This is a genomic window from Bartonella sp. MU70NMGDW (assembly GCF_042194085.1).
GTDB lineage: Bacteria > Pseudomonadota > Alphaproteobacteria > Rhizobiales > Rhizobiaceae > Bartonella > Bartonella grahamii.
Window position 1 is genome coordinate 1 of sequence record NZ_JBHIMK010000442.1, and the last position, 954, is coordinate 954.

The following is a 954-nucleotide window of genomic DNA, read 5'->3' on the forward strand; positions in this document are numbered from 1 at the left end:
TCAACGAGCCATTTATTGTTTGGTTCACGTACGATAGCATTGTCGACATTATCATGTTCATCTTCGATATCACCAACAACCAATTCAACAATATCCTCCATTGAAACGAGACCATCTGTTCCCCCATGTTCATCAATAACTAAAGCCATTTGAGTTCGTGTAGTTTGCATTCGTGTTAATAATTTGCTTGCAAGCATGGAACTTGGAACAAAGAGAACAGTTCGGATCAGATCCAATTCACCGATTGGGGTATGTAAGTCTGTATGGTTTAATTGAAGCAAATCGGATTTCTGTTCGGTTTTTGTTGGGCTGACAATAAAGCGAGTCATATAGTTAAGAATATCGCGGATATGAATCATGCCACGCGGATCATCTAAAGTTTCAGCATAAACAGGTAAGCGAGAATGACCAATTTTTGCGAAGCATTTAAGGGTTTCTCCAAGTGAAGTGTTTATTTCCAGTGCTTCGATTTCAGAACGTGGTATCATAACATCATCCACGCGTGCTTCACGTAAGCGTAAAATATTATGCAACATAGTACGTTCTTCAGGTGAGAAGAGGGCAGTGTCTTTTTTATTGTCAGTCGTGAGTGCAACGGTAAGATCATCGCGCAGTGATGTAGACACACAATTACGACCCCGTAAAAATGAAAACAAATGATTCATCAGAGAATATTTTTCTGTATGATTCGTCTGTTGAGAGGTTTTTTTTTCATTATTAGAAGATGTTTGACTATTATTTTGTGCATTTGTTTTGTTTGTCATGGTTTTGAAATCTTCTAAACTTTCTTTTTATAATTAGGTGAATGAGAGGCTTTGAATGGTATGCTCGTAATATTGATTTTAAAAGTTAAATTTTATCATTTATAGACAATTCAGCGTAAGGATCTTTTATGGAAAGCTTTTGCAGAATTTCTCTTTCGAGCTTTTCCATTTGATATGCTTCATTATCAGT

1 protein-coding gene and 1 pseudogene are annotated in these 954 nt (G+C 36.3%); both read right to left on the minus strand.

Going from position 1 to position 954, the window contains the following annotated elements:
• Window positions 1-764: CBS domain-containing protein (locus tag ACFIKE_RS11500; RefSeq protein WP_375650074.1), on the minus strand; the 764-nt coding region annotated here is incomplete at its 3' end.
• Window positions 765-849: 85 nt separating this feature from the next.
• Window positions 850-954: pseudogene (locus tag ACFIKE_RS11505) on the minus strand (rRNA maturation RNase YbeY); the annotation flags it as partial.